The organism is Bacillus sp. A260, assembly GCF_009861435.1.
Taxonomy (GTDB): Bacteria; Bacillota; Bacilli; order Bacillales; family Bacillaceae_G; genus Bacillus_A; species Bacillus_A cereus.
This window is the reverse complement of record NZ_CP046398.1, coordinates 3,437,392-3,454,121: the sequence shown is the minus strand read 5'-3', so window position 1 is coordinate 3,454,121 and position 16,730 is coordinate 3,437,392. Positions and strand designations below refer to the sequence as shown.

Below are 16,730 nucleotides of genomic sequence, written 5' to 3'. Positions count from 1 at the left end.
GAAAGAACAAAAAATGTTTGTTAAGGTAGGGAACCATAAGCGAAAACAAGAAAATAGAAAAAGTCATTTTTCGAAATTTTGAATGGCTTATGGACTAAGGGAGAGATTTGGTGAAGATTGAAATTATGGTATCGCTTGCTATTTATATGGCAGGTATGTTGTATATCGGATATTGGTCTTATAAGAAGACATCCGATTTATCAGATTATATGTTAGGCGGAAGGGGACTTGGTCCAGCAGTTACAGCTTTATCAGCTGGTGCTTCTGACATGAGTGGCTGGATGCTAATGGGATTACCTGGTGCGATGTATGCAACAGGATTATCAAGTGTATGGATTGCGATAGGTTTATTAATAGGTGCGTATGCAAACTATTTAATCATTGCCCCGCGTTTACGAACGTATACAGAAGTGGCAAATGATTCAATTACGATTCCAGACTTTTTAGAGAATCGGTTTAAAGATCGTACGAAAATACTTCGTTTTGTCTCCGCTATCGTCATTTTAGTATTTTTCACATTTTATGCGTCGGCTGGTTTAGTTTCAGGTGGACGTTTGTTTGAAAATTCTTTTAACCTTGATTATAAAATTGGTTTATTTGTAACAGTGGGTGTCGTTGTTGCGTATACACTATTCGGTGGCTTTCTAGCCGTAAGTTGGACGGACTTTGTGCAAGGTTGTATTATGTTTATTGCGCTTGTATTAGTGCCAATTGTTGCTTTTACGGATGTCGGTGGTGTAACAGAAACATTTAATACGATTAAGCAAGTCGATGCATCGCATTTGGATATGTTTAAAGGGACTACAGTATTAGGGATTATTTCCTTTTTAGCATGGGGCCTTGGATATTTTGGTCAACCACATATTATTGTCCGCTTTATGGCAATTACCTCTATTAAAGATTTAAAAACTTCTCGTAGAATCGGTATCGGTTGGATGACGATTTCAATTATAGGTGCAATGCTTACTGGTCTAATTGGTATCGCCTATTATGCTAAAAATAATGCGATATTACAAGACCCAGAAATGGTCTTTGTAACATTCTCAAATATTTTATTCCATCCATACATTACAGGATTTTTATTATCAGCTATTTTGGCTTCGATTATGAGTAGTATTTCCTCACAATTACTTGTTATTTCAAGTGCAGTAACGGAAGACTTTTATAAAACATTTTTCCGTCGTAACGCAAGTGACAAAGAACTTGTATTTATCGGTAGATTATCAGTATTAGTAGTGGCTATGATAGCAGTTGTTTTAGCGTATCATCCAAGTGATACAATTTTAACACTTGTAGGTTATGCTTGGGCAGGATTTGGTTCAGCATTTGGACCCGCTATTTTATTAAGTTTATATTGGAAGAGAACGAACAAATGGGGCGTTCTTGCTGGTATGATTGTCGGTGCAGTAGTTGTTATAGCATGGGTACAAATTCCAAGTTTAAAAGCAATTATGTATGAAATGGTACCTGGATTCTTCTGTAGTTTATTAACTGTTATCGTTGTAAGTTTATTAACGAAAGAACCCGTTAAGGCAGTTCATCGTGAATTTAATGAGATGGAAGCAGTACTGGAAGAAGAAACGAAATGATTTGAAAAGAGAGTAGACGGTGAATAACGTTTACTCTCTTTTCTTTTTAAATGAAATAAGTAACTTATTGACAAAGAAAAGTAAGTAACTTATAATAAGTATTGAGGTTGAGATAAATGACATTCTAAATCAAGTTTTATTATGATTTTAGAGTGAGTAAATGTTTTTTGGAAACTATCTTGAAATCGAGATAATCCCGATAAGTTAGACGCTAGTGTGTAATTTTGTAATTAATATCTCGAATTCGAGATAAAATTATTATAACGGATTTTACTTTGTAGCATGGACAAAATGAATAATGAATTTAAATGTAAAAGAATTTTTATAATGAAATAAAAAAGGAGTGGAAGAAATGGAAAAGAAAACAATGGGAATCCATCACATTACAGCGATTGTAGGGCATCCACAAGAAAATGTAGACTTTTATGCTGGTGTATTAGGGTTACGTTTAGTGAAACAAACAGTGAATTTTGATGATCCAGGTACGTACCATCTTTATTTTGGAAATGAAGGAGGAAAGCCTGGAACAATTATTACGTTTTTCCCATGGGCAGGTGCTCGTCAAGGTATTATTGGGGACGGTCAAGTAGGAATTACGTCTTACGTTGTACCAAAAGGTACAATGGAGTTTTGGGAAAATAGATTAGAAAAATTCGATGTTTCGTATACAAAAATGACTCGTTTTGGAGAGCAGTATTTAGAATTTGATGATCCGCATGGTTTGCATATAGAATTAGTTGAAAGAGAAGCAGGCGAATTAAACAATTGGAGTTTTGGAGAAGTTACACCAGAAGTAGCAATTAAAGGGTTTGGAGGTGCTGTTCTTTTATCTGCACAGCCTCAAAAAACAGCTGAATTGTTAGAACATATTATGGGTCTTGAAAAAATTGGAGAAGAGGGCGAATTTGTTCGATTCCGTTCTTCTGCTGACATTGGAAATATTATTGATTTGAAATTATCAACAATCGGTCGTGGCCAAATGGGCGTTGGCACAGTTCATCATATTGCCTGGAGAGCGAGTGATGATGCTGATCAGCTAGACTGGAAAGAGTATGTGTCGCGTTTTGGATATCACGTAACTCCTGTACAAGATCGAAATTATTTTAACGCGATTTATTTTAGAGAACATGGTGAAATCTTATTTGAAATTGCAACAGATCCTCCTGGTTTCGCTCATGATGAATCGTTAGAGACGATGGGTGAGGAATTAAAGTTACCGGAACAATATGAACAACATAGAAAACAGATTGAACAAACGCTTTTACCATTTGAAGTGAGAAATTTAGATTAAAGTGATTGGAGGGGGAACAGGATTATGATGAAACATGTTTTTCAAAAAGGAAAAGATACGTCAAAACCAGTGTTGTTATTACTTCATGGCACAGGTGGTAATGAATTAGATTTACTACCACTTGCAGAAATAATTGATCCGGAAGCGTCGGTATTAAGCGTTAGGGGAAATGTGTTAGAGAATGGGATGCCGCGTTTCTTCCGCCGATTAGCAGAGGGCATTTTTGATGAAGAGGATTTAATTTTCCGTACGAAGGAATTAAATGAATTTTTAGATGAAGCGGCTAAAGAATATAAATTCGATAGAAATAACATTGTAGCTATCGGTTATTCGAATGGGGCAAATATCGCAGCAAGCTTATTATTCCATTACGAAAATGCATTGAAAGGTGCTGTGCTTCATCACCCAATGGTACCAAGAAGAGGAATTCAATTAGCAAATTTAGCAGGGAAATCTGTGTTTATTGCTGCTGGGACAAATGACCCAATTTGTTCATCAGCAGAGTCAGAGGAATTGAAGGTACTATTAGAAAATGCAAATGCGAATGTAACAATGCATTGGGAAAATCGAGGGCATCAATTAACGATGGGTGAAGTAGAAAAAGCAAAAGAGTGGTATGACAAAGCATTTTAAAAAAGAAGCATCTGCTAACGATTAGCAGATGCTTCTTTTTTATTTAAGACTGGATTGCAAGATGAGATGAAGAAAGTGGTAGCTCAATATCAACAATCGTACCTTTATTTAATTCGCTTGAAATGTGTAATCTACCATGATGTTCTTCAATTATTTTGTAACACATCATTAATCCTAGTCCTGTGCCTTTTTCTTTTAAACTATAAAAAGGTTCGCCTAGACGGGAGATACGATCTTCAGGAATGCCGCAACCTTCATCGATAATTCGTATTAAGATGAAATTATCCTCTAATGGTTTTGTTTGGATGAAAATATTTCCGCCATTTGGCATTGCTTCTATCGCATTTTTTAATATGTTTATAAAAACTTGTTTTAATTGGTTACCGTCACATTGAATATCATATACGTAATCAAAATGATCCATGATGATATGAACGCTATGCATAATTGCAGTCGGTAAAATAAATGTAACTACCTCTTCAATTAAAGTTTGTATGTTACAAGTTTGGATAGATAATACTTGTGGCTTAGACATCGCCATAAATTGACTCGTGATGGATTCCATTTGTGAAATCTCACTTAACATAACATCGATATACCATTTCTGCTCCTCACTTATTTCAGGGAGGAGCAACGTTAGAAAACCTTTTAGAGAAGTGAGTGGATTTCGAATTTCATGGGCAATTCCAGCTGTCAGTTGTCCGACTACTGCGAGCTTCTCTGATTTTCGTAGTAACTTTTCAGTTTCTTTTAGCTCAGTAACATCTCTCCCCATCACGATAAGACCTTTGCGAGAACCATCAGGATGATAAAGCGGAACTTTTGATATACTTAAGATTAGATCGAAATCATCTCTATGTATAATAAATTCCTCGCCATGAAGAATTTGTCTTTGTTGCCATGCTAGTTCATCGATTTCTTCACAATGTAAAAAAGCTTCTCGGTATGCTTCATTATATTGAATGAGTTCGCTATCTTTTTTCCCGTGGTAAGGTACATGATGGAAATTGAAGCAAGAAAGTGCGTAATCATTTGCCTCAAGCCAGCGCCCTTCATGATCTTTAAAAATAACAAACGCAGGCATGGAGTTTACTAATGTACGTAATCTCTTCTCACTTTCTTTTAGCATATTCTCAATTCTTTCTGATTTTTCAAGCGGCTTCATAATAGCATATACGCCAGTAAGACGATTTTGAACAAAAATAGGAACTAGTTTTGTCACAACATCTAATAAGAATCCATTTTTATGATAAATAGATAAGATATACTCTTGTTGATTATCCGCTTCAGTATTCTTTATATTTTGTAATACTTGCTCAGAAATATGGGCTTCTAAAATAGAGGTAATATTTTTCTGTTCTAATTCTAAAGAAGTGTAACCTAATATTCTTTCGGCAGAAGGATTTATATGTAGAATAACTCCTTCTAAATTTAATGAAATAATACTATCAGGATTGTGTTCGAACAGAGATGCGTACATTTCTGTTAATGAACGATCTTGTATATGGTTTCGCAAACGTCTAGAAATGTTCGGATGACGTTTGTTTTGAGTTGGTGAATATTTTTTACGACTCATAATAGTTCCTCCGTACAAATAGCATCTAAAAAGATTTGTCTATTCATAACTATAATATAGATGTAATGTGTATTTCTATAAAAAATGGAAGTTATAGAATAAATTTTGTTTTTTTTATTTTTTGCAAGGTGAATGCAGGATGGTAATAAGGGGAGCTTATATTGTTTTATAAACCTTTTGTAAGTTACAGACGGCTGTTTTCCGTATAGCATTAGGGTAGAGGAGGGGGAGAGAAAATGAAAAATTATATTCAAGGGATTGATCACGTGCAAGTAGCTGCACCTGTAGGGTGTGAAGAAGAGGCGCGTGATTTTTATGGGAATACGATTGGTATGGAAGAAATTCCAAAGCCAGAAGAGTTGAAAAAACGAGGTGGATGTTGGTTTAAATGCGGAAATCAAGAAATCCATATTGGTGTCGAGCGGAACTTTACACCAGCTAAAAAGGCTCATCCAGCTTTTTATGTGAATGAAATTAATGAATTTAAGCAAACACTTATAGAGCAAGGTGTTAAAGTGATTGATGATTATGCACGGCCAGATGTAATTCGATTTTACGTGTCAGATCCATTTGGAAACCGAATTGAATTTATGCAAAATAAAGACTAGGTGGATTCCCACCTAGTCTTTAACTTCTTCTGAAAAGTCCTAACACTTCTACAGTTTCTGTAATATTAACGAATGCATTCGGGTCGATTTCAGAAATTGTTAGTTTCATACTTGCTAATTCTTCACGAGAAACGACGGTCATAAGTACACGCTTTTTCTCGCTTGAATAAGCACCTTCGCCATCAAGTAACGTTATTCCACGTACAACAGTTGAAAGAAGTTGTTTTTTCATTTTTTCTGCTTCATTTGTTACAATCATAAGTGTAACTTTACGATGTTTTGTATGAACAGCATCAATTACTTTACCAGTTACATAAATTGAAAGTAAGCTTGTAAGTGCAACATCCCAGGTGAAGAAGAATCCTGCGATTATTACAACGACTGCATTTAAAATAATAAGGAATCCGCCAAGTTTAATGTCTCGCTTGCGGGATAAAAGCATACCGATAATATCAAATCCACCAGTGGATCCATTACAGTTAAAAACAAGACCAATACCAGCTCCAGCGATTACACCTCCGAAGATAGAAGATAACAATGGATCTGTTGCTACGACTTTTACTGGAACGTAGTATAATGCAACAGATAATACAACTACAGAGACAACTGTGTTAAAAATTACTTTTTTTCCAAGACCTATGTACCCTAAAATAAGGATAGGTAAGTTTAATACAAAGTTAATAATGCCTGTGTTTACAGGGGTTACAATCCCTAAAATAATAGCAATTCCGCCAATTCCACTACTTAAAATTTTGTGGGGGATAAGGAAAAGATTAAAGGCAACCGCAATAATAATAGAACCGATAATAACACCAAGGAATCTGACCATTTCTTTCCCGTCCTTCACTGAAAAATTCATATTATTTCAAGATTATATATGATATTGAAAGTTTTGGGTAAAAACAGTTTATTTAGGTAAATTAGATTAATCAAAAGAATTTGAGTATTTTATCATTTGAAAGGGGATACAGTTGTGAAGATAAAAACATATCAACAGAAAAGCCCGTTGAAGCAAGAATGTGAGGATTCTTATTTTTGTAATAAAGAAAAAAAGATTTATGGTGTATGTGACGGTGCAACACCACTTGTCCCGTTTCGTGATGAAAAGGGACATAATGGAGCATACATCGCTTCGCATTTATTTGCAAGTTATTTTACTGCATTACGAGAGAATCATAGTTTACAATTTGCAGTTGCCAAAGCAAATGAAGCATTGCAAAGCAAAATGTTAGAATATGAAGTAGACACGAGAAAAAAAGAGCATTTGTGGTGCACATGTATCGCGGCAGTCCAAATAGTTGGTGAGAAAATTGAATATGCGCAGCTTGGGGACTGTATGATTGTCGCAACTTTTCAAAATGGAACGATGCAAGTATTAACGAAAGACACAGTTGAAGGAATTAGTAAAAGAGCAAAAAAGAAGAGGGAAGAAGATCGTAAAAAAGGGTTATCTGTACCAGAAGAATATGTTTTTCAAGATGTTCGAGAACAGTTAAAATACAATCGTTATCTTGCAAATATGCCAAATGGTTATTCAGTTGCAAATGGAATGAAAGAAGCGATACATTATTTACAACATGGTGAATTACATACAGATGAAGTGAGTGGGATTTTTATTTGTTCAGACGGGTTATTTCACCCAGATTGGTCATTAGAACAAACTGTTGCATATATAAGAAAGAATAGTATAAACGAATATATAGCAATTATTGAAGAGCTAGAAGCGGAAAAGAGAATAAGGCCAGATGATAAAACGATTATTATGATTGATTTTTAAGAGGAGGCAGTTCAAATGGAAATTAAACGTGTCAATCTAACATTTCAAGATGAATTAGTTCCTTTAGAAAAAGTAAACAAACTGATTATTCACCATACAGCTGAAGATGGATGGGACGTGTATAAAACGCATGAATTTCATCAAACTGTAAGGGGGTGGAGCGGAATTGGTTACAACTATTTTATCGAAAAGGATGGAACTGTAGTGGAAGGGCGAGGTTTACATATTGGAGCGCACGCGAAAGACCATAACCGTCATACAATTGGAATATGTATGACGGGAAATTTCGATAAATACGATCCCACTCCCCCGCAAGTGAATGCATTATATTCTTTATGCAAAATGTTTATGAAGCAATTTGCTATAAAGAAAGAAAATATACTAGGTCATAGGGAGTTAGAAGGAGTTACAAAAAGCTGTCCTGGTAATCGTTTTTCTATGGTAGAGTTAAGGAAGATATTATCTTAAATATAGAGGAGTAACAACGATGATGAATATAAAAATACCAAATGATAAAAAAGAAGAGCTTGTAGCACAAATTCAGCAATTTTTCATGGAAGAAGATCTAGATGAAATTGGACGTTTCCAAGCAGAGCGTTTAATAGAAGAAATGATTAAATTAGTTGGACCATTTGCATACAATCAAGCAATTGGAGATGCAAGAAAGCTTGTAAGTGAGAAATTAACGAATATGGAAGAAGATTTATACGTGTTAGAGAAAAATGAAGGGAAATAAAAAAAGAGCCGATGGGCTCTTTTTTATTTTTCTTTCTTATGTTCCTTATATTCATGTACTTTTTCTTTCACATTACCAACTGTATCTTTAGCAGTGCCTTTCACCTTATCCCATTTTCCTTCAGCTTGTAATTTCTTATTGTCAGTTACTTTCCCAACAACTTCTTTTACTTCACCTTTTACCTTATCAATGGCACCTTCTACTTTTTCTTTTAAACCATGATCATGTTTAGTCATACATTTCTCCTCCTTGTAGTTTGATTAGAATTCTCTTTTCATATTGCAAGTTGAATGATGTATCTAGTAATATCGTAACAAATCTAGTTTGAATATTCAAATGATTAATAGGATAGAAAAGGAATTGTCATAAAATGTTTAAAAATGTAACGGAAGGAGAAATAAAGTAAATTATAATATGTCTTTTGCGGTCCATATTGATTTTGTATAAGCGATTTTCATGTGAGCACGTTCCATGTTATTTTGACTGCCGCTACCGAACCTTGCTTGTCCAACTATTAAAGTACAATTGGATTCAATAGCTGTCTTAATTCGTTTTTGAATTAATGCAGTATGACAGCCTTTACGCTGAAATTCTGGCAAAGTAGCAGAAGCAGCTAATGATGCGACACCCTTATTTATATACAGGACACCAATACCAGCAGGGATATTTTGAACTTCAGCTATGAAAAAATGCCACCCTGGTTCATTGTAAAGAATTTCATTATTTTGGCGCACGCTATCTTTTGTAAAGGATGGCATATTAAATCCACGTACATAAATGTCTGCAAAAATATCAAACTCATTTTCTTTTAGTTTTCGTATTGTAATATTAGAAGGAAGAAGTGATGAACCCTCTCTCGGTATACTATACAAAGCAGTATGGAAGCTAGATTGATAAAACCCTTTTTGAGATAAGTATTGAAATAATTCAGTTGTACCTTGTGCTGGGGTAATTTCAAAACGACAAGGGATTTGTAGTGATTCATAATAAGAAATGATTGCATCAATCGCATCTGCATTTGTAATACCTTTTACTGTATTAAAAGCAGGACCAGCAATTATTTTTGATGAAAAGGCAGTGGCGCTACCGAATTTTTTCATTTGCACTTGCATTGGGTTTCCGCTTATTGTTTGTAGTCTCTCTAATCTAGAAGAGAGCATGTCAATTTCTGCATTTTCAATTTCTGTTGCTATATCGTGTGTCATAACAGTAGTCATAAAATTCCTCCGTTAATAAATATATTTCATAGTACATATACGATTTTTGTTTTGAGATTCCTGTTGAAATGTGAGAGAATAAGAGTTTTTTTGGAAGGGAAATGGAAGTGAGCTGTCGAAGGGAGTGGAAACAGATTAAAGGTGGTGCTCTCATGAAACAAAAAACCGTGCAGACATGCTCTAATTGTGGTTCTCAAAACATAGGAGAAGGTGAGTTTGTCGGATATGCACAAATACGGAAAAAGGAAACGATGTTCACATCTTCACCGGTGGATGCGTATATTTGTACAGATTGTGGGAATATCCTTCTATTAAAAGTACGACATTATGAAAAGTTTAAGCAGAAGCCGTTATGATCATTGAGAAATGGTCATATCCAACGTTGTATACGAAACGACTTATGTTAAGGAAAATGAATATGAGTGATAGTTTACATATATATGAGTATGCTACAGATAAAGAGATGACAACTTTTACTGTATGGGATGCTCATCTATCGTTATGTGACACATATAACTATGTAGAAGAGATTGTGGGGCAATATAATGAAGGGCAAGTAGCACCTCTTGGAATTGTATTAAAAGAGGAGAAAAAACTTATAGGCACGTGTGGATTTATAAAATATGATTTGGTCACACATACAGCAGAAATTGCATACGCCTTATCTCGAAAATATTGGGGAAGAGGATTAGCCACGGAGGCTGCATTAGCTTTTTTCTACTATGGTTTTCATGAGTTGCATCTTAATAGTATTGAAGCGGGATGTGATTCAGAAAATGAAGCATCTGAAAAATTAATGAAACGTTTGAATATGGAGTACAAATATACAATTCAGAAGGATATGTTTATTAAAGGTAAGAATCGCGATACAAAAAGATATTGTATATCTAGAGAAGGATATATGAATCAATGAAATATCTTACATTGAAAAACTCCTTTAAATAAATCAAGGAGTTTTTTTATTTTGATAACAACAAATCGGAGTTTATCTTTTTGTTCGTGTGTTAGGAGTATGGGAGATATATCGAATTTTAGTAGAAAATAAGGAATACAGTAATCGTTTTATTTTTAAACTGAAAAAGAAAGTAAGAAAAAAGGTAGATAGTTTATCGTTCTGAATTATTTCCAAAGAAATAATTCAGAAAATACAGAAAAATGTCGTAATCATTTGCGGAAGTCTGTTATAATAAACGAAAAAATGAAAACGCTTTAAAGGGGGATGTAACCAATATGATGATGAATGTACCGCTAACAATTAGTTCTATGATGGAAAGAGCAGAAAAGTTATTCTCAAAGAAAGAAATTGTTTCTCGTACACATGATACCATTACGACATTAACGTATAAGCAGCTAGGAGAAAGGACGAGAAGACTTTCTAGTGCGTTAAAAAAGCTTGGGATTAAGGAAGGCGAACGTGTAGGAACGTTAGCGTGGAATCATCATCGACATGTGGAGGCGTATTTTGCTATTCCTGGTATTGCTTCCGTTTTACACACAATTAATATTCGTTTATCTCCTCAACATATTTCATACATTATTCAGCACGCAGAAGACCGAATTCTACTTATAGATGAAGATCTCGTACCGCTTGTTGAAAATATTCAATCACAATTATCAACTGTACAAGCTTACATTATTATGACTGATAAAGATGAACTCCCAAACACTACGCTGAAGCCTGTATATCATTATGAAAAGCTATTAGAAGAAGGCGATCCCAATTTCCAATTTGTAAAAGATATTGATGAAAATACACCAGCTGGTATGTGTTATACGTCAGCGACTACAGGAAATCCGAAAGGTGTTGTATATACGCATCGTAGTACTGTACTGCATTGCATGGCACTCGGTTTAGCGGATACAGCTGCTTTATCGGAAAGTGACGCGGCGATGGCAATTGTACCGATGTTCCATGTGAATGCTTGGGGACTTCCTTTCGCTGCTACTTGGTTTGGATCAAAACAAGTTCTTCCAGGACCGATGTTTACGCCGAAAATTTTATTAGAAATGATCCAATCTGAAAAAGTGACGTTAGCTGCCGGTGTGCCGACAATTTGGCTCGGTGTATTACAAGAGTTAGAAAATAATAGTTATGATTTATCTAGTATGACGAGAATACTATGTGGTGGTGCAGCCGCACCGAAAAGTGTTATTAAAGCATTTGAACAGAAACACAATGTTCCTTTCATCCATGCATATGGTATGACCGAAACAAGCCCACTCGTAACACTTGCACGTTTAAAAAGTTATGAAACAGAATTATCGTATGAAGAGCAATTAGAAATTAGATCAAAGCAAGGGTATCTTGTCCCTGGTGTAGAGATGAAAGTAGTCGGTACAAATGGTGAAGTGAAGTGGGACGGTACGGAGATGGGAGAACTATGTTTACGAGCACCTTGGATCGCTGAAAGCTATTATAACGATGATCGTACTGTCGAAGGTTTTCGCGATGGATGGTTATATACTGGTGATGTTGTCACAGTGGATGAGGAAGGTTGCGTGAAAATTGTTGACCGTACGAAGGATGTTATTAAAAGCGGGGGAGAATGGATTTCTTCGGTCGATCTTGAAAATGCTTTAATGGCACATGATGCTATATTTGAAGCGGCTGTCGTTGCAGTTCCTCACCCTCAGTGGCAAGAGCGACCAATTGCCTGCGTTGTTCAAAAGAAAAATAGTACGGTTACAAAAGAAGAAATATATGAGTTTTTAAAACCACAGTTTGCGAAGTGGTGGTTGCCAGACGATATTGTCTTTATGGAAGAAATACCGAAAACATCTGTTGGGAAGTTTTTAAAACAGGCGCTTCGGAAAGAACTGGAGCATTTGCATAGAGAGAAATAAGTGAACTTCTATTTGTAAACTCTAATACATTAATGGTTGACAAAAGAAGAATGGAAAGATAATATGATTTTTGTGATATGTTACCTAAAATAAATTTTAAGTTTACAAATAGGAGAAGCAAATATGAATACAAAAAACTTAGTTTTTGTCGCTTTATTTAGTTCTATTATGGGAGTGTTAGGGTTAATACCTCCGATTGCTCTTTCTATTACACCAGTTCCAATTACATTGCAATCACTCGGTGTTATGCTTGCGGGTGGGTTGTTAGGATCACGTCTAGGTGCGTTAAGTCAGCTTATTTTCTTACTTATTGTAGGAGTTGGAGCACCATTGCTTGCTGGTGGACGCGGTGGCCTTGGTGTATTTGTTGGACCAAGTGCAGGATATTTACTTGGTTACATCATTGGGGCGTTTGTTATTGGTTATTTAATTGAGCGTTTACGTGAAGTTTCTATTATAAAAGTATTATGTATTAATATAATTGGTGGTATTTTCGTAGTTTATGTATTTGGTATTACTGTACAAGCGTTCTTAATGGATGTTTCTGTATGGGAGACAATGAAAGTGAGTGCTGTGTTTTTACCAGGGGATTGTATAAAAGCAATTATTGCGGCAGTTCTCGTAACAAAATTACATCGTTCATTGAAACATATTATTACGCCCGCTTTAAAGAATGGAAAATATACAAATGCGGGATGATAAAGGGAAGAAACACGTTAATTGCGTGTTTCTTTTTATTATTATTGTAAAGAAAGGACGTCTCATATGGGGATTACAAAAGAATATAAAAAGCATGCCTCTTTACAACCAAATAAAATAGCGATAAAGGAAAATGATAGAGTTTTAACATATAAAGAGTGGTTTGAATCAGTTTGTAAAGTAGCAAGCTGGTTAAATGAAAAAAAATCGAAGAATAAAACGATAGCAATCCTATTAGAAAATCATATAGAGTTTTTACAACTATTTTCTGGTGCCGCTATGGCCGGGTGGGTTTGTGTTCCGTTAGATATAAAGTGGAAACAAGATGAGCTCAGAGAAAGAATTGAAATTAGTAATCCGGATATGATTGTGACAGAACGATATAAGGTGAATGATCTATTGGATGAAGAAGGAAGAGTAATTGAAATTGATGAGTGGAAAAGAATGATAGAGAAATATCTTCCTACATATTCCACTGTAGAAAGTGTACAACATGCTCCTTTTTATATGGGATTTACATCAGGATCAACAGGAACAGCAAAAGCATTTTTACGTGCACAGCAATCGTGGGTTCATAGTTTTGATTGTAATGTACATGACTTTCATATGAAAAGGGAGGATTCAATTTTAATAGCTGGGACGCTCGTTCATTCTCTTTTCTTATACGGGGCAATAAGTGCATTATATGTAGGACAAACAGTGCACATTATGAGAAAGTTCTTTCCAAATCAAGTATTAGATAAGTTAGAAACTGAAAATATATCAGTTATGTATACAGTTCCGACAATGCTTGAATCTTTATATAAAGAAAGTAGATTAATAGAAAATAAAGTGAAAATTATTTCGTCAGGAGCGAAATGGGAAGCTGAAGCGAAAGAAAAAATAAAGAATATATTTCCTTATGCGAAAAGATATGAATTTTATGGTGCATCAGAGTTAAGTTTTGTAACAGCACTAGTCGATGCAGAAAGCGAAAGAAGGCCAAATTCAGTAGGAAAACCTTGTCATAATGTGCAAGTTCGAATATGTAATGAAGCAGGCGAAGAAGTACAAAAAGGTGAAATAGGAACTGTTTATGTGAAAAGTGATCAGTTTTTTATGGGATACATAATAGATGGGGTTTTAACACGGGAGTTGAATGCAGAAGGTTGGATGACAGTGCGAGATGTAGGCTATGAAGATGAAGAAGGCTTTATATATATTGTTGGTAGAGAGAAGAATATGATTTTATTTGGAGGAATCAATATTTATCCAGAAGAAATAGAAAGTGTATTACATGAACACCCAGCTGTTGATGAAATAGTTGTAATTGGTGTGAAAGATAGTTACTGGGGTGAAAAGCCCGTCGCGATCGTAAAAGGAAGTGCTACGAAACAACAATTAAAGAGTTTTTGCTTACAGAGATTATCCTCTTTTAAAATACCGAAAGAATGGCATTTTGTAGATGGAATACCTTATACAAATAGTGGGAAAATCGCTCGTATGGAAGCAAAAAGTATGATTGAAAACCGGGAGAAAATATATGAATAGAGCAGTCATTGTAGAGGCGAAAAGAACACCTATTGGTAAGAAGAATGGGATGTTAAAAGAGTATGAAGTTCAGCAATTAACAACGCCGCTTCTTACGTTTTTAAGTAAAGGGATTGAGAGGGAAATAGATGATGTCATATTAGGTAATGTTGTTGGGCCAGGAGGGAATGTTGCGAGACTATCTGCTTTAGAGGCGGGACTTGGCTATCATATTCCTGGTGTAACGATTGATCGGCAATGTGGTGCTGGTTTAGAAGCAATTCGAACTGCGTGTTATCTCATTCAAGGCGGGGCAGGTAAGTGTTATATCGCCGGGGGAGTAGAGAGTACAAGTACGTCACCTTTTCAAAAAAGAGCACGATTTTCACCTGAAACAATTGGTGATCCTGACATGGGAGTAGCGGCTGAATATGTTGCAGAACGTTATAACATCACGAGAGAAATGCAAGACGAGTATGCTTGTCTTAGTTATAAGCGGACACTGCAAGCGTTAGAAAAAGGATATATACATGATGAAATATTTTCTTTTAATGGATTATTAGATGAATCTATAAAGCCAGAAATGAATTATGAACGAATCATTAAAAGAACAAAGCCCGCATTTTTACAAAATGGAACAGTGACGGCAGGTAATTCATGTGGTGTAAATGATGGGGCATGTGCTGTTCTTGTAATGGAAGAGGGACAAGCCCGAAAGTTAGGTTATAAACCTGTCCTTCGTTTCGTTCGTAGTGCTGTAGTGGGAGTGGATCCCAAGCTTCCAGGGACTGGTCCGATATTTGCGGTGAACAAATTATTAAACGAAATGAATATGAAAGTAGAGGACATCGATTATTTTGAAATAAATGAAGCATTTGCTTCAAAGGTTGTTGCTTGCGCAAAAGAGTTACAAATCCCGTACGAAAAAGTAAATGTAAATGGTGGAGCAATTGCGCTCGGTCATCCGTACGGTGCATCTGGTGCTATGCTTGTAACACGTTTGTTTTATCAGGCACAAAGAGAGTCTATGAAATATGGAATTGCTACATTAGGAATTGGAGGCGGGATAGGGATTGCGCTATTATTTGAGAAAGTAGAAGACTAGCGAGGTAACTAGTTTTCTACTTTTTGAGGAACATAAATATTGCTACCAGGCTTCGCTTTCATTTCGTTCCAAGCAGCAATCGCATCAGCTTTTGCTTTCCCTTTATTATTTGGATCTTCGAAAAAGTCACGAGTAAAGCGATTGTATTCAAATTGTGTACCGATAGTTGTTTTGTATGTAGGGTCTTTTTTTCGTTCGTTTTCTTCATGCCAAAAAGCTATCGCGTCTTCATATGTTTTTCCAACATTCTCTTTGAAAAATTTTTGAAGAGCTACTGTAAAGCGAAAGTTTGTTCCGATTTTTTCTTTGAAAAAAGCACGAACATCTTCGCTACAGCGGTGATTGTTAGTAATAATCGTTTGAAGAGAAAGGTCTTTATAGGATAGGGAAGTTTTACTCACCTTTTGAACAGAGCTGTTTTTTAATATTTTACCAGTAGTTAAATAATGTGAGATACAATCGGTTATTTCGATCTTAGAGCCACTAGCTGGCAACCCATTCTCACGACAAAATGTTTGGAGTTCTGCTTTTAACCAATAATAGTTTTGGAAATCTTCAAGTGATATAGACTTTGTTAAAGGTGGACGCATGAATGTAACAACTACTTTCTTCCATAATTTTCTTCAATTATAAAACATATGTTCTTTTTATGGAAGGGTTAATTTGTAAATATAATGGGAAGAGGAGGTTGCATATGGAAAATGTAATGCAAGTTCGTGTTACAGGAATTTTAATTGAAGATGAAAAGGTATTGCTAGTAAAGCAAAAAGTGGCTAATCGAAATTGGTCTTTACCTGGAGGAAGAGCAGAGAATGGCGAAACGTTAGAGGAAGCAATGATTCGAGAAATGAGAGAAGAGACAGGGTTAGAAGTTAACATTCAGAAGCTACTCTATGTTTGTGATAAACCAGATGCTCGCCCGTCTTTATTACATATAACGTTTTTGCTTAAAAGGATTGAAGGTGAAATTATGCTACCTTCTAACGAGTTTGATCATAATCCAATTCATGATGTGCAAATGGTGCCGATTAAAGATTTAAGTCATTATGGTTTTTCGGAAACTTTTATCAATCTTATAAGTGAAGGTTTTGTAAATGCAGGGAGTTATCAAGGTTTGAAACAAAATATAGGTCTGTAAATATAGGG

The 16,730-nt window shown here is 35.4% G+C and carries 19 protein-coding genes and 1 pseudogene; 15 read left to right on the top strand and 5 right to left on the bottom strand.

The window, feature by feature from the left end:
- Window positions 1-110 precede the first annotated feature (110 nt).
- The 3 genes from putP (at window position 111) to GD442_RS17285 (ending at window position 3,513) form a co-directional block, all read left to right on the top strand.
- Complete coding sequence (gene putP / locus GD442_RS17295) at window positions 111-1,589, top strand: sodium/proline symporter PutP (RefSeq protein WP_000687595.1); 1,479 nt, start codon at window positions 111-113, stop codon at window positions 1,587-1,589.
- Window positions 1,590-1,941: 352 nt separating this feature from the next.
- On the top strand, window positions 1,942-2,880 hold the full coding sequence (locus tag GD442_RS17290; RefSeq protein WP_000412739.1) for a ring-cleaving dioxygenase: 939 nt from the start codon (window positions 1,942-1,944) through the stop codon (window positions 2,878-2,880).
- A 24-nt stretch (window positions 2,881-2,904) separates the two neighbouring features.
- Window positions 2,905-3,513 (top strand): alpha/beta hydrolase, encoded by a 609-nt coding sequence (locus tag GD442_RS17285; protein WP_000975454.1) that lies wholly within the window; start codon window positions 2,905-2,907, stop codon window positions 3,511-3,513.
- A gap of 43 nt (window positions 3,514-3,556) precedes the next feature.
- Here GD442_RS17285 and GD442_RS17280 read toward each other — a convergent pair whose 3' ends face one another.
- Complete coding sequence (locus tag GD442_RS17280; RefSeq protein ID WP_000087662.1) at window positions 3,557-5,089, bottom strand: BA3702 family sensor histidine kinase; 1,533 nt, start codon at window positions 5,087-5,089, stop codon at window positions 3,557-3,559.
- 236 nt (window positions 5,090-5,325) lie between these two features.
- Here GD442_RS17280 and GD442_RS17275 point away from each other — a divergent pair, with 236 nt between their 5' ends.
- Complete coding sequence (locus GD442_RS17275; RefSeq protein ID WP_000800772.1) at window positions 5,326-5,697, top strand: VOC family protein; 372 nt, start codon at window positions 5,326-5,328, stop codon at window positions 5,695-5,697.
- A gap of 19 nt (window positions 5,698-5,716) precedes the next feature.
- On the opposite strand, the gene GD442_RS17270 is transcribed toward GD442_RS17275, so the two are convergent.
- Window positions 5,717-6,526 carry a YitT family protein gene (locus GD442_RS17270; protein WP_000251344.1) on the bottom strand — a complete coding sequence of 270 codons (810 nt, stop codon included), beginning with the start codon at window positions 6,524-6,526 and terminating at the stop codon, window positions 5,717-5,719.
- A 126-nt stretch (window positions 6,527-6,652) separates the two neighbouring features.
- On the opposite strand from GD442_RS17270, the gene GD442_RS17265 reads away from it, so the two are divergent.
- The 3 genes from GD442_RS17265 to GD442_RS17255 are packed head-to-tail and all read left to right on the top strand — an operon-like array spanning window position 6,653 to window position 8,210.
- Window positions 6,653-7,474, top strand: coding sequence for a protein phosphatase 2C domain-containing protein (locus tag GD442_RS17265; RefSeq protein ID WP_002041632.1), 822 nt, complete (start codon window positions 6,653-6,655; stop codon window positions 7,472-7,474).
- 15 nt (window positions 7,475-7,489) lie between these two features.
- Window positions 7,490-7,942, top strand: a complete 453-nt coding sequence (locus tag GD442_RS17260) for a peptidoglycan recognition protein family protein (RefSeq protein WP_000404002.1) — start codon at window positions 7,490-7,492, stop codon at window positions 7,940-7,942.
- Window positions 7,943-7,961: 19 nt separating this feature from the next.
- Window positions 7,962-8,210 (top strand): DUF2164 domain-containing protein, encoded by a 249-nt coding sequence (locus GD442_RS17255; protein WP_000981066.1) that lies wholly within the window; start codon window positions 7,962-7,964, stop codon window positions 8,208-8,210.
- 23 nt (window positions 8,211-8,233) lie between these two features.
- Here GD442_RS17255 and GD442_RS17250 read toward each other — a convergent pair whose 3' ends face one another.
- Window positions 8,234-8,446: a CsbD family protein gene (locus GD442_RS17250; protein ID WP_000160410.1), complete on the bottom strand. Its 213-nt coding sequence runs from the start codon at window positions 8,444-8,446 to the stop codon at window positions 8,234-8,236.
- Between the two features lie 171 nt (window positions 8,447-8,617).
- The gene (locus GD442_RS17245) at window positions 8,618-9,427 is read right to left on the bottom strand and encodes a GNAT family N-acetyltransferase (protein WP_000214332.1); all 810 of its coding nucleotides are present in this window, start codon (window positions 9,425-9,427) and stop codon (window positions 8,618-8,620) included.
- Window positions 9,428-9,579: 152 nt separating this feature from the next.
- On the opposite strand from GD442_RS17245, the gene GD442_RS17240 reads away from it, so the two are divergent.
- The 7 genes and pseudogenes from GD442_RS17240 (at window position 9,580) to GD442_RS17210 (ending at window position 15,584) form a co-directional block, all read left to right on the top strand.
- A complete protein-coding gene (locus tag GD442_RS17240) occupies window positions 9,580-9,783 on the top strand; it encodes a hypothetical protein (protein WP_000810948.1) in 204 nt (67 codons plus the stop codon).
- Window positions 9,780-10,340 (top strand): GNAT family N-acetyltransferase, encoded by a 561-nt coding sequence (locus GD442_RS17235; protein ID WP_000582839.1) that lies wholly within the window; start codon window positions 9,780-9,782, stop codon window positions 10,338-10,340. Before GD442_RS17240 ends, GD442_RS17235 begins: the two co-directional genes overlap by 4 nt.
- A gap of 64 nt (window positions 10,341-10,404) precedes the next feature.
- Window positions 10,405-10,545, top strand: a pseudogene (locus tag GD442_RS17230) (helix-turn-helix domain-containing protein); the annotation flags it as partial.
- Window positions 10,546-10,657: 112 nt separating this feature from the next.
- Window positions 10,658-12,271, top strand: a complete 1,614-nt coding sequence (locus GD442_RS17225; RefSeq protein WP_000980172.1) for a long-chain fatty acid--CoA ligase — start codon at window positions 10,658-10,660, stop codon at window positions 12,269-12,271.
- A 123-nt stretch (window positions 12,272-12,394) separates the two neighbouring features.
- Window positions 12,395-12,970: a biotin transporter BioY gene (locus GD442_RS17220; protein ID WP_001093334.1), complete on the top strand. Its 576-nt coding sequence runs from the start codon at window positions 12,395-12,397 to the stop codon at window positions 12,968-12,970.
- A 66-nt stretch (window positions 12,971-13,036) separates the two neighbouring features.
- Entirely contained in the window at window positions 13,037-14,500 is a 1,464-nt protein-coding gene (locus GD442_RS17215) for an acyl-CoA synthetase (protein ID WP_000513152.1), read from the top strand.
- Window positions 14,493-15,584, top strand: coding sequence for an acetyl-CoA C-acyltransferase (locus tag GD442_RS17210; protein ID WP_001078008.1), 1,092 nt, complete (start codon window positions 14,493-14,495; stop codon window positions 15,582-15,584). Before GD442_RS17215 ends, GD442_RS17210 begins: the two co-directional genes overlap by 8 nt.
- Before the next feature lie 8 nt (window positions 15,585-15,592).
- On the opposite strand, the gene GD442_RS17205 is transcribed toward GD442_RS17210, so the two are convergent.
- Window positions 15,593-16,174 carry a DUF6434 domain-containing protein gene (locus GD442_RS17205; RefSeq protein ID WP_001247747.1) on the bottom strand — a complete coding sequence of 194 codons (582 nt, stop codon included), beginning with the start codon at window positions 16,172-16,174 and terminating at the stop codon, window positions 15,593-15,595.
- A 104-nt stretch (window positions 16,175-16,278) separates the two neighbouring features.
- Here GD442_RS17205 and GD442_RS17200 point away from each other — a divergent pair, with 104 nt between their 5' ends.
- Window positions 16,279-16,722 (top strand): NUDIX hydrolase, encoded by a 444-nt coding sequence (locus GD442_RS17200; protein ID WP_000432568.1) that lies wholly within the window; start codon window positions 16,279-16,281, stop codon window positions 16,720-16,722.
- The last annotated feature ends 8 nt before the right edge of the window (window positions 16,723-16,730 follow it).

Coding starts and splice junctions, on each gene's coding strand:
- GD442_RS17290 (WP_000412739.1), top strand. CDS start 1,942: ATGGAAAAGAAAACAATGGGAATCCATCACATTACAGCGATTGTAGGG.
- GD442_RS17250 (WP_000160410.1), bottom strand. CDS start 8,446: ATGACTAAACATGATCATGGTTTAAAAGAAAAAGTAGAAGGTGCCATT.
- GD442_RS17220 (WP_001093334.1), top strand. CDS start 12,395: ATGAATACAAAAAACTTAGTTTTTGTCGCTTTATTTAGTTCTATTATG.
- GD442_RS17205 (WP_001247747.1), bottom strand. CDS start 16,174: ATGCGTCCACCTTTAACAAAGTCTATATCACTTGAAGATTTCCAAAAC.
- GD442_RS17270 (WP_000251344.1), bottom strand. CDS start 6,526: ATGGTCAGATTCCTTGGTGTTATTATCGGTTCTATTATTATTGCGGTT.
- GD442_RS17280 (WP_000087662.1), bottom strand. CDS start 5,089: ATGAGTCGTAAAAAATATTCACCAACTCAAAACAAACGTCATCCGAAC.
- GD442_RS17235 (WP_000582839.1), top strand. CDS start 9,780: ATGATCATTGAGAAATGGTCATATCCAACGTTGTATACGAAACGACTT.
- GD442_RS17210 (WP_001078008.1), top strand. CDS start 14,493: ATGAATAGAGCAGTCATTGTAGAGGCGAAAAGAACACCTATTGGTAAG.
- GD442_RS17200 (WP_000432568.1), top strand. CDS start 16,279: ATGGAAAATGTAATGCAAGTTCGTGTTACAGGAATTTTAATTGAAGAT.
- GD442_RS17275 (WP_000800772.1), top strand. CDS start 5,326: ATGAAAAATTATATTCAAGGGATTGATCACGTGCAAGTAGCTGCACCT.
- GD442_RS17255 (WP_000981066.1), top strand. CDS start 7,962: ATGATGAATATAAAAATACCAAATGATAAAAAAGAAGAGCTTGTAGCA.
- GD442_RS17225 (WP_000980172.1), top strand. CDS start 10,658: ATGATGATGAATGTACCGCTAACAATTAGTTCTATGATGGAAAGAGCA.
- GD442_RS17285 (WP_000975454.1), top strand. CDS start 2,905: ATGATGAAACATGTTTTTCAAAAAGGAAAAGATACGTCAAAACCAGTG.
- GD442_RS17240 (WP_000810948.1), top strand. CDS start 9,580: ATGAAACAAAAAACCGTGCAGACATGCTCTAATTGTGGTTCTCAAAAC.
- GD442_RS17245 (WP_000214332.1), bottom strand. CDS start 9,427: ATGACTACTGTTATGACACACGATATAGCAACAGAAATTGAAAATGCA.
- GD442_RS17215 (WP_000513152.1), top strand. CDS start 13,037: ATGGGGATTACAAAAGAATATAAAAAGCATGCCTCTTTACAACCAAAT.
- GD442_RS17260 (WP_000404002.1), top strand. CDS start 7,490: ATGGAAATTAAACGTGTCAATCTAACATTTCAAGATGAATTAGTTCCT.